General features: G+C 34.6%; 19 protein-coding genes. 1 reads left to right on the plus strand and 18 read right to left on the minus strand.

Translation table 11 applies throughout. The features are described 5' to 3' along the window. Positions 1–563: 563 nt before the first annotated feature. The 8 genes from B7725_RS06150 to B7725_RS06185 are packed head-to-tail and all read right to left on the minus strand — an operon-like array spanning position 564 to position 5,897. Positions 564–1,580, minus strand: a complete 1,017-nt coding sequence (locus B7725_RS06150; protein WP_084875168.1) for a hypothetical protein — start codon at positions 1,578–1,580, stop codon at positions 564–566. After that, entirely contained in the window at positions 1,573–2,040 is a 468-nt protein-coding gene (locus B7725_RS06155) for a hypothetical protein (protein WP_057489102.1), read from the minus strand. The genes B7725_RS06150 and B7725_RS06155 overlap by 8 nt, the downstream gene beginning before the upstream one ends. A gap of 43 nt (positions 2,041–2,083) precedes the next feature. After that, complete coding sequence (locus tag B7725_RS06160; RefSeq protein ID WP_084875170.1) at positions 2,084–2,878, minus strand: DUF4261 domain-containing protein; 795 nt, start codon at positions 2,876–2,878, stop codon at positions 2,084–2,086. 48 nt (positions 2,879–2,926) lie between these two features. Beyond that, positions 2,927–3,424: a hypothetical protein gene (locus tag B7725_RS06165; RefSeq protein ID WP_084875172.1), complete on the minus strand. Its 498-nt coding sequence runs from the start codon at positions 3,422–3,424 to the stop codon at positions 2,927–2,929. A gap of 10 nt (positions 3,425–3,434) precedes the next feature. Next, positions 3,435–3,989 (minus strand): hypothetical protein, encoded by a 555-nt coding sequence (locus B7725_RS06170; RefSeq protein WP_084875174.1) that lies wholly within the window; start codon positions 3,987–3,989, stop codon positions 3,435–3,437. After that, positions 3,976–4,488, minus strand: a complete 513-nt coding sequence (locus B7725_RS06175; RefSeq protein ID WP_193431821.1) for a hypothetical protein — start codon at positions 4,486–4,488, stop codon at positions 3,976–3,978. The genes B7725_RS06170 and B7725_RS06175 overlap by 14 nt, the downstream gene beginning before the upstream one ends. An 18-nt stretch (positions 4,489–4,506) precedes the next feature. Further along, a complete protein-coding gene (locus B7725_RS06180) occupies positions 4,507–5,358 on the minus strand; it encodes a CbrC family protein (RefSeq protein ID WP_084875178.1) in 852 nt (283 codons plus the stop codon). Positions 5,359–5,390: 32 nt separating this feature from the next. Continuing rightward, positions 5,391–5,897: a YfbM family protein gene (locus B7725_RS06185; protein ID WP_084875180.1), complete on the minus strand. Its 507-nt coding sequence runs from the start codon at positions 5,895–5,897 to the stop codon at positions 5,391–5,393. A gap of 119 nt (positions 5,898–6,016) precedes the next feature. On the opposite strand from B7725_RS06185, the gene B7725_RS06190 reads away from it, so the two are divergent. Beyond that, complete coding sequence (locus B7725_RS06190; protein WP_000495209.1) at positions 6,017–7,036, plus strand: hypothetical protein; 1,020 nt, start codon at positions 6,017–6,019, stop codon at positions 7,034–7,036. A 52-nt stretch (positions 7,037–7,088) separates the two neighbouring features. Here B7725_RS06190 and B7725_RS06195 read toward each other — a convergent pair whose 3' ends face one another. The 10 genes from B7725_RS06195 to B7725_RS06240 form a co-directional block, all read right to left on the minus strand. Then, positions 7,089–7,400, minus strand: coding sequence for a hypothetical protein (locus B7725_RS06195; protein WP_084875181.1), 312 nt, complete (start codon positions 7,398–7,400; stop codon positions 7,089–7,091). Beyond that, positions 7,390–7,758 carry a hypothetical protein gene (locus tag B7725_RS06200; protein ID WP_084875183.1) on the minus strand — a complete coding sequence of 123 codons (369 nt, stop codon included), beginning with the start codon at positions 7,756–7,758 and terminating at the stop codon, positions 7,390–7,392. Before B7725_RS06200 ends, B7725_RS06195 begins: the two co-directional genes overlap by 11 nt. A 196-nt stretch (positions 7,759–7,954) precedes the next feature. Next, complete coding sequence (locus B7725_RS06205) at positions 7,955–8,737, minus strand: NUDIX hydrolase (RefSeq protein WP_084854227.1); 783 nt, start codon at positions 8,735–8,737, stop codon at positions 7,955–7,957. Continuing rightward, positions 8,738–9,496, minus strand: coding sequence for a hypothetical protein (locus tag B7725_RS06210; RefSeq protein WP_084854225.1), 759 nt, complete (start codon positions 9,494–9,496; stop codon positions 8,738–8,740). It lies immediately after the preceding gene. A gap of 2 nt (positions 9,497–9,498) precedes the next feature. After that, positions 9,499–10,503 carry a hypothetical protein gene (locus tag B7725_RS06215; RefSeq protein WP_084854223.1) on the minus strand — a complete coding sequence of 335 codons (1,005 nt, stop codon included), beginning with the start codon at positions 10,501–10,503 and terminating at the stop codon, positions 9,499–9,501. A gap of 131 nt (positions 10,504–10,634) precedes the next feature. After that, on the minus strand, positions 10,635–11,471 hold the full coding sequence (locus tag B7725_RS06220; RefSeq protein WP_084875185.1) for a DUF4300 family protein: 837 nt from the start codon (positions 11,469–11,471) through the stop codon (positions 10,635–10,637). Positions 11,472–11,575: 104 nt separating this feature from the next. Beyond that, entirely contained in the window at positions 11,576–12,457 is an 882-nt protein-coding gene (locus tag B7725_RS06225) for a diacylglycerol/lipid kinase family protein (RefSeq protein WP_084875187.1), read from the minus strand. A gap of 45 nt (positions 12,458–12,502) precedes the next feature. Further along, on the minus strand, positions 12,503–12,889 hold the full coding sequence (locus B7725_RS06230; RefSeq protein ID WP_084875189.1) for a hypothetical protein: 387 nt from the start codon (positions 12,887–12,889) through the stop codon (positions 12,503–12,505). A 262-nt stretch (positions 12,890–13,151) separates the two neighbouring features. Continuing rightward, positions 13,152–13,394, minus strand: coding sequence for a hypothetical protein (locus B7725_RS06235; protein ID WP_000781504.1), 243 nt, complete (start codon positions 13,392–13,394; stop codon positions 13,152–13,154). A 105-nt stretch (positions 13,395–13,499) separates the two neighbouring features. After that, positions 13,500–14,066 (minus strand): hypothetical protein, encoded by a 567-nt coding sequence (locus B7725_RS06240; RefSeq protein ID WP_084875191.1) that lies wholly within the window; start codon positions 14,064–14,066, stop codon positions 13,500–13,502. Positions 14,067–14,077 lie beyond the last annotated feature (11 nt).

Genomic DNA, 14,077 nt, shown 5'->3' on the forward strand with positions numbered 1-14,077 from the left:
CTCAAGAAGATAAAGGCGACTAAAGGTTGACTTATGAAAAAAGAGCAGGTTTTCACCTGCTCTGCAATCTTCTGACGTGTGTATTTTGGTTTCTGTTGAGTATGTCTGTTCCTGATGTTTCCTAACTCTCTAGTAGCAAATATTACGTACTTTATTGATCGTTTCACAAGATGACGTGTGCTTTCACCACACTAAAAATTTATGAATTAGGACAAGCGTCCTAACATCAACTTATAAAAGTAGGCTTTTAACCCTATCAATAATGTGGCCTTTCAACCACGCTTCGGCATTCAACCCTGCCTGTCCGTAGGCATTTTTTACTCGGGTTTATATTTGCTAGAAAACATCATCTCATTTTCTAAGCCTTATAACTATACCATGTTTATAAGAGCTTGTAAAGGATTTTGTGAAACTTTTTTAAACAATTTCTTTTTTTGTTCGTGAAATATTACTCAACAATAAAAAGAAACCGTTTAAAATTGAAATCAAAAAACAAAAACAGGAACTAAATTGATTAGTTCCTTTGTTGAATCATAAGTATAGTCAGTTATTCAAAATCTTATCTACTTATCTCGTGCTACTTGAACAGCTAGTTCAAAATCAGTCATCATATAATTTTCATCTAGGCGGATGAGACCATAGTACTCATTCCAAAATAGCGAATCACTGTTGCTGGACCACTTTAATCCATACCATAGTTGAGTGACATCACTTGTATTTGATGGTGGAATTGACCATAGATGCTTCTTTAAAGTTTCTTGAACAAGAGAAACTTTCAGTCGTGTAGTCAAGTCAAGTTCATTTAATTTGAAAGTAATAGAATGTTTTTTCGCTGCCTCAATACTGTCCTTGTTAAATCGAACCTGAATAACCTTAGAATCTTCTATAGCCACATCATGGTCCTCAGCACCGTAAAAGGAAATACTGCCCAGTACTATGCCATCTTTTGCTAGGAGATAGGGAGCATAAGGAACAGCATTGCTATCAAGCCTGAAGCCTTTTTCGATGGTAACTGTTTTATCTCCAGGATACTTTTGGAAACTGCCATCTGTCAGGAGCTCTTCGTAGTCGCTACCACCATCGCCCTGTCTTACATAGATGTCAAAACCAGCATCCATCAGCTCACTGGCTTTAGTTTCTCCTAAAATGATTTTACTTTCATTAATTTGCAAAATTGGTGCTTGAGGTGGCAAACCAATCGTGAGATTAAACATGACTCCTACCAGAAAGACCATCAAAGTTATAAGGAGGGCAAGTAAAGACTTTCCAGTCCTTTTTCTTGCATTGAAAAGAGCCATTAGAGCAGGTAGGAGGATCATTTTGGATAAAATAGAATTCCCCACACCACCTCTATTTAAGGTCTGAAAAGCAAAGACTCCTGCAATAGCAATCAGGGACAGGTAGACCAAAATCTCACCTAGACCCAGCTTTTCAGTTCGAGTTTGTTGGTTTACAGGCGTTTCGTACAATGACTGCCCATTCTCCTTCCTCTTTTTTAGAAAGAGATAAAAGCCCAGACCAAGTAGCAGATTAAAGATTGCAAAAACTATTAAAGTACCTATTATCGCCGTTCTAGCCATGGCTCTCTACTCCTTTATGTTCTCTCACAAATCTTATCTTTCTCTTTAGTACCCAATTCCCAATCAATAAAACCAGCAAGAAGAAGGGGCCGCCTTCTATCAGCACAATGGGTAAAGCCACTAGAGCAATCATCAAAAAACTAGCTTTCTTTTGACGCCAACTACCGCCCCATTCTCCGTTTATCAGTGCCCCTAAATAGTCGATGTAGTCAGTAAACCAAGTCAAAAAGGGATTTTGAAAATCATTGAGCCTTAGGTAAATGAACATAGCAGAATTTAGAAAAACATAAAGAATTCCAAGGACTAGAATAATCTTTTGACTAGTTCGAGTAGCCTCTAAAACGATTTTTTCTCTGTTTTCTGGTTTTATTTCCTTGAGACTTGGGTTCTTACAAGAGAGTTTTTCAAATCTATAGACCAGAAATCGGTAGAGATAATACTTGTTTATATCACGCTTCATAAAACCCCCAATCTAGGAAGGACACTCAATTATAAATCATGGTTTAAACATCTAATTTCAAGGAATTTCCTTCCAAATAGACGGCTTTTGATTCAGTGATTTTGATTTTTTGATCTTCTGAAAAACCAATGGTTTCACCGTCCTTCAAGGTGACATCACTGCCTAAAACATACTGAAGAATAGACAAGAGAAAATAATATAAGTCATCGCTATCCATGACAGAATCAATGATTTCAATCTCAGTTTTTCCAAACTCTTTCAAACCATAAGTGTAAATGCTGGTCTTATCTTTTTGATTGATAATCCCCATATAGATCCAGAGTTGAAGGGGAAGCATTTCTTCTTTCAAAAGGTCAGCTAGGTCTAGATAAAGATCTTTGGGCAAGAGCAAGGTGGTAGAACCCTGATAAATACCAATAGCTGATTGACTAGTTTTTAGGATAGAGGCATTGACTTTAGTTAATAAGGAATAAGTTTCTACTGGCGAAAGATTGTCAGACAAAATAGAAACAATGGCGTGTTGTGTGTGCTCCTGTGTTTCCTTCTCAACATCCTGCCAGAGGTAAGAATAGGCATACAATTCTTCAAATTCTTGACTTGGGATGGGTAAATCTATTAAAGCCATCCCAACGAGAGCGCCATCAATCACAAAGGTTGCACTAGAATCATCCCCAGTAATTTCGGAAACTTGAAGCCCCCAATGAGATTTCAGTTCCTGAACAACTTGGTCTAAAGAATAGGCTTGATTGCCTTTGAAAAGGGGCATGGACAAGATCAGTTGTTTTTTCTTCGCTGACTTTTCTTTCTTACTAGCAAATAGATTTTTTAAAAAATTCACAGGACTTCTCCTTTTTCTCATATCAGTTGGAAAGCAAAGCTCTCTTACTCAAAGTAAGTCGCCATACCAAGTTTCCTCATCCTCAAAACCGTAAAATTTCTCATCAAGTAGCCAATTTCCATCCACCAATCTAAGTACAAACTGATGCTTCATTTCTAAAGCTTCTTGATAATGGGTGATGACTCTTGCTTCTTCAGCCTTTGTCATGATGAAATCTACAGAAAAATCATTCCTTTTAACATAGTTATACTCACTTGGGGAGCTATAAGAAATTCGAACTCCTCCTTCCAAGTAATTTTTAGTCACTCGTCCAGTTAGAAGTTGCATTTGCCTCTGAAAATAGTCATCCATAAGTTCATTCCACTTGGGATGAATTTGATTTGCTGGGATGCCAAGGCCTTCTTTTTCCTTATCCAGTGCTCTGTTACGCTCAAAAATCTCCTCTTCTAACAAGGTTAAACTTTTGAGTAAATCAAGCAAGGGTGGGATGATTATTTCCGCCATAGCTCGATAGTTTTCAGGGGTATTTTTATAGTTCACTCTCATGATTCCTCTCTTAACACTCCTGGATTAATTGCTTTACTTCTATGTCTGAAAGTTGTCCATCCATGTAGAGTTTCCTAAGTAAATCTTTATCTACGGTAATTTCATAATAGTCAGTCACAAACTCATGAAATCTCTCAAAGCTATCAAAAAGGTGAGAAAGCAACCATTCTCCGCCATCCTGATCTTGGTAAGTGTGTTGATGCGCGTGACTGTCATACCAGATAAAGAAGGTTGTTTCATCTTTTTGATCTTCTGAATAAAGTGAGAGATACTTCTCATCCAGTCCTTTATAAAAACCATCAATGACGTCTTGATCCCACTCGTCAGCAGCAAACTGGCTTAAACCACTTTCATGATCAAAACCTTTTATGAGGATCATTTTATCAGTCAAAATCACATCTAGAGAATCACCAGAGCCATTGTCAATAAGGTAGCGGAGTCCATAGTCTTCCTCAGTCTTAATCACGAGTCTGAGCCAATCCTCACTCGGATCTGTCAAATGCTCATCAATGACCAGCAAGGCATCTAAGCGCGTTTTTATCTTGTCCCAATCAATCTTTCTCATCTCTAAAAACCTCCTTCTTATTCTTCGATTTATCAAGATCACAAGCTCTGTAACGAGCTGTTAGATAGCCTGAAAAGCTAATCTGAGGGATATTCCACTCATTAGGCAAATAAATCGAACAATCTACCTGGTCACCTAGAGGGGAACTTGCTGAGAAAACATATCTTCCCAAATCCTCATTATTAAGATTTCTTTCAACTTGACTCAATCTGCTAGTATTGAACCAGTCTTTAAACAGTAACCAGATTTGCTCGGCATCTTCGTTTAATAGGGAGACTTTCAAGTTGTAGCTGATTCCGACTCTACATCTTTTTTTGAATCCTGACTCATCAGCCTTACAAACTTTTATCGATCCCTTATCATACTGCCAGTTATCACTATCTAATAGGGAAAATTGAGCAGATAGCTTGTCTTTAAATCCCTGCATAGTATCAAATAAATCTTTGGAGGCAGCTTCGAATAATTCTAGTTCTTCCATAGTCTTCTCTTTAATTTTCATAGCGAATCACATTCCGATTTAATCTGCATCAACCCAGATCTGGTATTTTTGACAATGTAGACATCTAAACAAATAGCCACAGATAGGCCCGTCTTTAACCAAGTAATCTTCTACCTCTTGATATTCTTCACGCGCTTCATAGTCTGCCAAGACTTGCTCAGCGATTCCCATATCCTTTAATTCACGAGTTCCAACTGTACCCAAGTAAGCACAATAGTCTTGGCAACAAGATAACCAATGTTCTCCCTGCCAACTTATGTAGCCTGGAGTCTGGCAAAAAAGCAGCTGATTCTTTTCTGGATCAAATTCACCTTGCCACTCAGCATCTTGAATAAATTCCGCATCGAATTTCTTGGCTGCTTGACCGTTTGCAATGCAAGTTGGGCAGAGATGTTCTATCTCTTCAATACTATAGGGTCTAAGAGCATAATAAACATTGCTTTCTTTCTCACAAGATGGACAAGGCTTGGCTTCTCCTTCAACAAATGAACCTGTAGCTAAAGGGTCTGGATGATAGATAAAATGTGGCAAAGACTGTAATAGCTTCTGTCTTTGCTTCTTCTCTTCTTTTCTTAGAGGACGAGGAAGAGCAAAACGATCGCCATGACTCTGACTCATTTCTTGTAAACGGCTCAGTTTCTTTATCTGTTTTCGATCAGGTTTGTCTAAGATTTCGGTAAATAAGCTATAGGCACTGGTGTAGAGACCCAATTGTTCATAGAGGTCAACTAAGACTTTCTTCGCCTCTAAATCCTCAGACTTAGCTAATTCATCAGCCAAATCATAAAGGGCTGCAACACTTGAAGGATTTCCATCTTTAGCATGGTATTCCCTTGTCCGGGTGATATATTCTTGTAAATATGGATTCATCTGGCCACCTTCCTAATGGATGACATAAAATCTTAACAAATAGTAACTAGGACATTTCCATTGAGCTCCAGAATCTTTTTGTAAAAGTCTTTCATTTTGACAAAGCAGGTTAAAATATCATCCTTGATTTCTTCCTCTTCCTCAAGATAATCCCAAATATCAGGATACAAGTCTGCTTTTTTACAAGCTTCCATACTAAAGTTAGCCATAGCTCTGTCCATGTCAAAACTTTCTAAAGCTTCTACGATCTCAGCTATCTTGTTTTTTTCAGTATAGGCCATATATTCAGATACATCCTCTAGAGGAGTCACTCCTAAAACCGCTTCTCTCAAGGGATTGTCATCCAAAAATTCTGAACTACTAAATCCTGTCATGACAAAGAGAAGAGCATCCCACATTTTGTCAATATCTAGTAAGATATCATGACTATCAGCGGAATCCTCTGCAAAATCTAACAGGTCATCTTCTTGATTGGAAAGACCTTTTATTTGTTCTAATTCATTGTCTGATAAATATTGATAATTGGCAATTATTCCCATGATTTTTCTCCTTTGAATCTTGTAGGATAATACTGATGTTTTTAGCTCTATTTCTATAGAAAATGCTATAATGGAGCTAAGAAATTGTTTTATTGAATGTTAAATAGGGGGAAATAGTAATGTTCACTAGTATTGTTTTGGGTTTTTATGCTCTTTTCTTTCTATCCTTGTCCTTTACTATCTATCTCTATATCAGACTTGTAGTTGCGGTCAGACAAGGGAAAGATGTCCCAAAATGGATCTATAAACTCGGCCATGCCATTCAAGGTAGAATTCACGTTGACTATGAAGAAATCACAGATGCTAATGCCCTTAAAGAGATTCATTGGTTCTTGCTGATCTATTTAATCGTAAATCTACTGGTATTGGCTGGCTTCTACTATCATGGCAATAGCTTTCCGCAAGCAATTTATGAATGTTTGAAAAAACAATTTTTTATCGTACTTGTTAGTATGGTTTTAAAAAGTATTGGTAAATTTATTGTACTAGCTATAAGAAAAAACTTTCATAACAGTCATGCTTATGCATCAACCAACGCTTTTGTCGGGACAGCCTTTTTAACGAGTTATGTTTTTATGTTTTGCATGATGATGAGTGGTCTTCCAGCTCAACCTGTTCCAGTAACCATTCAAGATACCACTGTCATTATCGGGGAGAGCAAGGCTTCCGAGCTTTTAGAGCAAGGTTTCACCTTCGAAGATAAAGGTGCAAATAGTCCTATCACCAATCCAAAAAACGACCATTTCTACTACGGCCAGCTTCTCGAAATCAAGCGTGAAGATCAGTCCTATGGTTTTATGATCCTTACTCCTACTGGCAAAGATACTGATCAACTCAAAAACTGTGTCATTACCTACTATAGAACGCCTAAGGATGCCCATCAATTGCAGGGAATTTCTATCAATCATGTCAGTTTAGCAAATCTCAAGCTCCAAGATTTTCAAACAAGAAAATTAATCGATATCTTTGAAGTCAATCCTGCTGATTACAATGTCGCTGAGACTGACTCAAACTACATCCTAACCATTCAAACGGCAGATTACGACCTCTGGAAAAGATACAGGATTGAAGCCAAGTTCAATTCAGATGGTTCCATAGATAGTTATGGTGTTAGAGCTCAACACAGTATGTGGGAATAATATAGTATCATTTCAATACGAGCAAGTATAGGATTAAGTCAATGATTAAAAACTACTTAATCTTATGCTTGTTCATTTTTTCTTGGAAAATATCTGTAAGAATTTGTCGCAATTCTTGGGCTTCCTTTTCTGGTAGCTGGCCTTCTTGTTCAGCGACTGCGTATAATTCTGGGAACTCAAGCGAGATTCTCTTGACAGTACGTGTAATAGCATGTTTTCTAACGAAAAAAGGTATACGTTTTATATATTCTTGAGGGATTAAGGCGATAATCTTATCGGCAGTTTCCTTATCGTTAAGCTTAGAGAAAGTTAGTCCCTTTTTAATCATTTCTTGTTCTTTTTCTGTAAAATCTTTAATATCCATTGTGTCTCCTTATAACTATTTTATTTGCTACTATTATACTATTTTTTAATTGGCCGAATGAAAAATCTCTATAAGTCCTCTTTTGCCCAAGAACGGAATCTGTTGTAACAGGTAGTTTTTTCAGCAACTCTTGGATATCAATATCTTTGGGAAGAGGATTCAATTCTCCCAGACTATTTTCCTGAAGGTGTGCTGCAAAGATAAACTCTCCCTTGTCCCAATCCATAGCAGAATCGTTGATAACATCTACTGGCGACAGGTCCAGCAGTTCTTGTTCTTGCGCTATAAAAGTTTCGTAGATAAACTCAAAAATAGCTTCCTTATCAATTTTTACAACTCTTAATGTATATTCATCCATGCTTGCTATCCTCTAATCATATCAATTTAACTATCATTCGGTTGGTAACTTCTTATCCCACTCTTTAGGCAAATCATCCCCAAAATACTACTTTTAGAATTGAACCCACTTATCATTATCCATAATAAATGGTTTAGCTAGACCTTCACCTGTATAGTTTTCGTATTTGAAATATAGATTTAAACTTCTTAACCATTTAATTATTACGGTTTATATGCATCTGTATTTGAAATTTTGAAGCTTCTGTCATCGGATATTCTAAATATTCTTCTAGTTCTTGGTCTGTTACAAGATGGATTTCATCCACTTCAAATTCTGTGTCTTCTCCGCATAGATTTAGTTCTTCAAAAGCAACGTCTAATTTAACACTACATAATGCAATAGGTTGTAATTTGATAGGCCCAATATAAATCCCATCTAAATTTATATTCTTTCCACTCACAACAATACCTAACTCTTCTTCAAGTTCTCTTTTCACACTTTTAAATATAGGGTTTTTATCTAAAATATCAAGATAGTCTACAGCTCCAGTAACAGCTACACTTACAAGAGAATTACCTATTACCACTTTCGAACTTCGTTTAACCAGTATTTTCTTAGAGAATTTGTCCTCGATCATTACACTTATAGCTAAATTATTTGAAAAATTTTCTTTTGATAGAACATTAAAATCATTAACATCCTGATTTTTCAAATTTTTTACTTTACTATTTATTATTTTATTATCAACTGTAATTTCTTTACTATACAAAATATTACTTGTTAATAACGAGTAAAAATCTGTTTTAGAAAGATTTATAGTAACAAAATTTGAAGTATCATCGAAATCAATATTTTCTAATCGTAGCGAAGCAGAATTAAAAGAATTTGCATAGTACTTATCAACTAAATACTTAGTTTCACTTTCAGTAAAAATTGAAATGAAATTAGTATCAATTAAATTAAATCTGATATTTTTTTTATTAAAATCTAAAAACATTTAAATTAATATCCCTTCTAATACACTAGCGTCATCTTTTTTCCCATATATTATATCAATTTGATTGTTAGAAATAATACTCCTTGAATTTTCAACTAAAGATTTTGAAGAATTATATGAATTAAAATAACCATCAGTCATAAGCATAAAAGTCTTAACTTCGTTTATAGGGATTATTCCTTTTTTAGCGTAACTTATACTTTTGGGACTCATTGAACCGATAGGATAGCCATTACTTTGATTAGCTTTCAATCTTGTTTCTCTAAAAATAGCAAGCCTATCCTTTGAATCTATATTAGTATTAACTGAAAGTGAATTTAATAGTTTTAATTGATTATTTTTGGAAAATTCAGTAATTCTTTTATCGGTAATTGTTTTTCCATTCAAAATAAGATAACAATCACCGAGAAGCAAATATTCAAATTTATAACCAAGTTGTCTACAAATTATGAAAGAAAAGGTAGGTAGTTTTGCGAAAAATTCTTCTGAGAAATCTATAGATTTTAAATATTTAGAAGTAACATTGGAGACAGCCTGAGTCATAATTACATCTAAGTTTTTTTGATTATTACAAAGTAAACGCAATTCATTTGAGAGTTCATTTACATACTTAGAGACTGTAATTCCAATCTGACTTGTTGAATCAAAAACATCTGTTGCACCATCAATAATCCAACAACAATTATCGTTAAATGACACAACATCTTCGTTTTCTTTTGACGTCCCTTTTATAGATTCGATATATTTTATTTTAATCATATTTAATTTATCCAATAATTTGAAAGTATTATTAAAATTATTCCAATAATCGTTGTGATAATTACTGATAGAATTTTTTTATTGTTATTTTGGATTAGTAAAGTAAAAGCTGAAAATCCAATTAATAACGCTCCCAACATAAGTAATATTAATTTCATTGCAATTTCGGGATTGTTTACTGCAATATTTCCTGAACTAATAAGAAAAGCTATTATTCCGGAGAAAAAAGCTAAATACTCCAGAATATTTGTCTTATTATCATTAAGAATATCCGTTATTTGATTAGATTTACGCGTCAGTTCATTAATTGTTTTTTTGTATTCAACCTTTAATAGTAAATCATTATACTCCGGAATCCTTGCCCTATCATTTTCAATATCAATAGCATAGAGAATATGAGCATTAGAGTCTTCAAAATTATTATCAATTAGCTCTAATCTAGCTAACGTTATATAATAAGTTGCACTATTATACTTTTTCAAACATTTTTTTATATATTCATAAGCTAATTTTTTTTGCTCGTTACTTATAGAATAATTTTGTTCAAAATAAGCAGCAACAACTGAAGCATAATGATTATAGAAGCCAGGATAGTCTGGATCATAATCATTTTCTTTATTGTTAATTATATCTATACATTCCTCTGCAAGTTTTAATGCTGCCTCATATGAATCTTTCTTATTTCGACTAAGTTCATAAGAACTTTTAGTAAATAAAAACAATGGTTTTTTCCCATATAATTCTTCATTATTATCTATTAATTTTTTTAACTCTGTGTTACTTCTCATTCTCCTATAAAAGACTACGAGAGTATAAAAATAAGGAAAATTATCAATTTCATTAGTAGAACTATTGACTTTCTTATATAAGAAATCTATCATTTCTCTATTATAAAATAAGTTGATATTTTCTACTACAAAATCTGTTATTGATTTGGAAAAACTTGATGTTGTTTCATCCGGTAACTCTTTATAGAATTGTAAAACTCTTTTTTCATCAAAACTCATTTATAATCCCCCTTTAAAAAAATATAATCTATTAAAATTTAATAATGAATTTATTCTAACATGAAAATACTACTATGTATAGTATAGTTGAATTGTTTTTGAATTAAAGTATTGTTTTCTTAATTAACATTTTAATAATCGGAATAGACCCACTTATCATTGTCCATAATAAAAGGCTTAGCTAGACCTTCTCCTGTATAGTTTTCGTATTTTGTATCTAGATATTTGTAACAATCTTCCTTGGTCACAAATTTGATGGCTTGATAAGGCTCCTCAAAGGTTAACTTTTCGACAAAGAGATGACCATCCTCGCTTGGTACAAGAATACCGACATGGCCGATAAAGAGAGATTGACCATCCAAGTCATCATGGACGACTACGGAGAGCATTCTTGCATTTTCATTAAACTTGAATTGAGAAAGGAATTGTTCCATCTTTGCAGCATGCACCTTAACATCTGTCGTTGCTTCGGTCTTGACTCTTGAGAATAAAATATCAAAAGCATCCTTGTCTTCTGCATCAAAGACCTTACCTTTGTCAATGGCATCATTATCAACAAACAAGAGAGAATCATCTTTCTCTAATTTAGGAATTTCGATAGAATTTTTTAATAAACAATAACTGTTAATACGACAGTTGGTACCGACAAAATCACCCTTTTTAGGCGTCCAAAGATTGCTTATCTTTTCAACATCATAGTCTGTTTTGGTAAATGTAGAAAAATCTCCAGTTAAGCCTACTGAACCGACAGTCGCGTTGTAATCATTGACAAGGTTGAAAAATGCATCGACACTATCTTTATCCAAATGTGCAGCCAAGGCTTTCCGAACTTCTTCTGCACTCGGTTGATTGTTCAAATTGCTATAAATTGCTTTCCAGGAAACCTGATTCGACTGTGATTGAGTCACTGAAGTTTCAGCAGTACTATCAGAAGTCTTTTGAGTTTGACTACAAGCTAATAAGGTCAAAAGAAGTGTTGAGCAAAGACTAACAGTTGCTAATTTTTTTAATTTTCATAGGCTTTCCTTTATTAAAAAATATCGTTAAAAAGACTTGTCAAAGTTTAAAAATCTTATTCTTTCGGTTGAAAATAGACCTCAATATGCTGACCTAGTACCTTGATTTCTACAGGTAGATTATCGGATTTGTCACCATCAACATCCGTTTCCAATTCACTATCTGAAGAGATTTTTATATGTCGAGCTTTCAGATACTCGATATTGTCATTTACGACAACATCCCCTTTTAATAAATCAGGGATAACTGACAATTTAGTAAGAATTGACGCATCTTTTAGAATCAAAATATTAGCATAACCATCCTTGTCTTCATCAAAGATTTTTTTGTCAGCGAAATAATTTGTGAGGAGAACTAAAACATGACTGGCTGGGCCAATGTAATTACCATTATCAGTCTCAACTTTAATGTTAAATGCTTGATCTGTAACCACAGACTTCATGGTATTAATCGCATAGGCGAGCATACCAAACTTTGTTTTATCTTCTATCCCAACGTTGTGGATAGCTTCTGGCAAAGAGCCAATACTAAAGATATAACCAAAATAATTTCCATTTGATTTTCCAATATCAATCTTGTTTGTAGAACTGAAATCAAGCTCGTCAATAGCACTATCAATATCCTGAGAGATTTCTAATAGTTTCGTAATGAGATTTCCAGTTCCCCCTGGGATAATCGCCAGTTTAGGAATATAGTCTTTTTCAGCGATACCAGAAATTACTTCATTGACGGTCCCATCTCCACCAAAAACAAGAACAGCATCATAATGCTCTCGAGAAGCTTCTTCAGCAAAGTTTGTGGCGTCTTGTGCTTTCTCCGTAATTTTAATTTCCACATCTTCAAAATAGTCTCTAGCTTTATTCTCCAGTTTCACCTTATAATCCAAGGCTTTTTCACCTCCAGATGTTGGATTGATGATTACCATAATTTTATTCATTTATTGTTCTCCAGTCATTAGATTTTCTTACTTTAACTAACCATCTCAAGTTTGGTCCATATAAATTTTGACCGCTTGGTATTCCTGCTCTTTAGCATAGGCAAACACCTCTGAAGCTCTAATGTAATCAAAGATATTTTCCTCTAAATCTTCATCCCAGATCGATTCATGAAATATTTCATTCTCTTGACATGCTTCATAGAAAATATCGAGGTGAACCTGATAAAACTCTTCATCTTCATTTGAGGCTTGTCTTACTAAGGATAGTTGAAACATTGGCTTATCAGATATAGCTGTAAATGTCCCTGTTTCAAATAAAATCATCTCATCCTCAATAGGTTCACGACACAAGTCTTCAAAGATTGCTACCATTTCCTCTAAGGGCATCTTATCGGTGATTCTTTCTCTTAAAAATTCAAGTGATTGCTTCATATTTTTTCTCTTTCTAGATGTTTTCGTTCTTAGAATAATCCTATTAAAAAATTAAATTCCTACACCTTTTATTATACTACATTAACAGAAAAAAAGACTGAACCAGACGGTTTTCACCTTGGTTTCAGTCTAGATCTTTTTGATAATCGGAATAGCCACTGTAAGGACGTCTATCCCCAAATTAATTCCTTGTACTTGGTAGTGATAGATTGGGGCTAAGCAAAATTTAAAACTCACAGATACAACTTTCTTCTCACATTCTTTAGAAATTCTCACGATTAACTTCTTCAAAATAGTCATCCAGATGATGGTAGATTTGCATATCTTCTTCTGAACCATCTTTCAAAACTGCAAATACCTTCACTTTATCATCATTGACAAATACGAAATTATGTTCACCAAAATAAGCCTGATAACCCTTGTCAACTAAGGTCCAAAGTTCATCTTTTGTTAAACCAAAAATATCTTTTTTTACAAGATAGGTTTTCCCGATTTCCATTTTCATGATAGATATTTCTCCTTAAGAAGCTAGATAGTGCTAGATGTTTCTCTTTACTGCTCAATCCGTCTACTAAAGCAGTGGCATACACTCACAAAAAACTTTGGTTGACTATTGAATATCTTCCATCGCTTCTTTCACATATTCTTCGACATCTTCAATCTCTACAAAAAGCGGGTCTAAGTGGCATAAGAAGTGCCAATCTTCGGCGCCTCGTTTTCCGTAGAGAATCGCTTCGCCGTCTTCACTTCCGAAAAAGCTTCTGTCAACTTCATACCCTTTGCTTTCTAAGAAAGCTTTTGCCTTACGGAAGTTTGCTTCTCGTGCTTCGACATAAGCTTTCACTTCATCGTTATTCACGACATAAGCATCGATTTTTGTAGCTCCTTCGACCACTTTATCGTTTTTAACGGATAAATTCGAAATTTCTTTCCAAATAATGTCCACATTTTCCTCAGAATTAAACGAAAACCTAGATAAAGGGACATTGTTGCCGTTGAAGACAATTTCCATATAATCCGGCAATTGTTTGGGTTTCACATACTCCACTTCAAACCCATCTTCGTTTTCTAAAGTATATCCCGGGATTTGCGCTACAAAGGCTCTTCCCTCTTCTAAAGAATCAAACGCGACTAAATCCTTTTGATAATCACCTTGATACAATTCCAATATAACCATCGATAACCCTC

Origin of the sequence: Streptococcus oralis subsp. tigurinus (genome assembly GCF_002096275.1) — a bacterium.
In the GTDB taxonomy this organism is placed as follows: Bacteria; Bacillota; Bacilli; order Lactobacillales; family Streptococcaceae; genus Streptococcus; species Streptococcus oralis_CN.